Annotated in this window: 1 protein-coding gene; it reads right to left on the minus strand. The window is 32.7% G+C overall.

What is annotated here, in order from left to right; translation table 4 throughout:
* Positions 1-929: hypothetical protein (locus C4B25_RS04820; RefSeq protein WP_168380719.1), on the minus strand; the 929-nt coding region annotated here is incomplete at both ends.

Raw genomic sequence — 929 nt, forward strand, 5'->3', positions numbered from 1 at the left:
TCTTATCAGCTAGTGAACCTTTATTCATTGATTTAGCTACTTCAGAAGTAGTTCTATTACCTTGGTGGATTAATTTAGCATTCTTAAATAAGTCTTCAAACTTTTTATTGTTAACATTTTGAGCTACATCTGCATCAGATTGTCCGTGTGCTGTTTTTGATACTGTCGCCCCCTCAATCGAAGCTCCTCTTGTTTTTGTAACAACCTTAACCAAAATTGTTCCATCAGGTTGTGCAACTAAAATAATATCTTCAATAGTAGTGCCTGCTATTTGTGAACCATTTGGTATCGTTACCGCACCATTTGTTGCAGCATCGATCGCTATAATTTTTCCGGCAATTCCTGTAACGGCATTAATACCTTTAGCAATTGTTGAAGCTGTAACTGAATCTTGAGAAGGGAAATGAAGATTTCTTAAAGATTTTTTAATTTTTTGTAAATTATCTTTCTGAATCAAATCAGCATTAATCATATCATCTGTTTTTACATTAACAACTTTTGTAATTGTATGTGTTTTGGGTTTAGCACCCGGTGTTGTTACTTCAACACTAATTGTAATTTCTCCATTACCATTTGGGTTTGCTTTAGCTGATATCTTACTTATCGTTGAACCTTTAAGCGTTGGCATGGTAACTCCCATTGCATTTTTCAATGATGCTTCATTTGTAATACCTTGAGCAATTTCAGAAGCTTTCTTAGTACCTTGGTTTTTAACTTGAGCTTTATTTAATTCTCTTCTTACAAGATCTTCATTATTTTTTTGTTTTTTTTGTAAGTCATTTTTAAGTTTTTGATTTATTTCAGAATCTGATTTACCAGTTGCTGTTCCTGTAGCATTTCCACCTAATTTAGAAGCGTTTGGGGTATTTGTAGTTACTTCAATTTTTAATTCTCCATTTGGTTTTGCAGTTACTTTAACACCAGTAACT

Origin of the sequence: Mycoplasma todarodis (assembly GCF_004335995.1) — a bacterium.
GTDB lineage: Bacteria > Bacillota_I > Bacilli_A > Mycoplasmatales > Metamycoplasmataceae > Mycoplasma_K > Mycoplasma_K todarodis.